The sequence below is a fragment of the Pseudomonas sp. GW456-12-10-14-LB2 genome (assembly GCF_002884345.1).
GTDB classification, from domain to species: Bacteria; Pseudomonadota; Gammaproteobacteria; order Pseudomonadales; family Pseudomonadaceae; genus Aquipseudomonas; species Aquipseudomonas paraglycinae.
The window spans coordinates 1-278 of record NZ_POHV01000127.1; the positions used below are offsets into that span (position 1 = coordinate 1).

General features: G+C 68.7%; 1 pseudogene. It reads left to right on the plus strand.

What is annotated here, in order from left to right:
- Nucleotides 1-9: 9 nt before the first annotated feature.
- Nucleotides 10-278, plus strand: a pseudogene (gene clpA, locus C1X29_RS29855) (ATP-dependent Clp protease ATP-binding subunit ClpA); the annotation flags it as partial.

Consider the following 278-nt stretch of genomic DNA (forward strand, 5'->3'; position numbering starts at 1 on the left):
GAGCAGGACATGACCCGCTACGACGCGGTCAACTACATCAGTCACGGCATCGCCAAGCGCCCCGGCGCCTCCGAGTCGAAGCCCGTGCGCGGCGCCGAGGAGGAAGGCGCTTCCGAGCGGCCGAGCGACGACGGCGATCCCCGCGGCGCCAAGAAGAAGGGCGACGCGCTGGACGCCTACTGCGTCAACCTCAACAAGAAGGCGCGCGACGGCAAGATCGACCCGCTGATCGGCCGCGAGATAGAGGTTCAGCGCACCATCCAGGTGCTCTGCCGCCG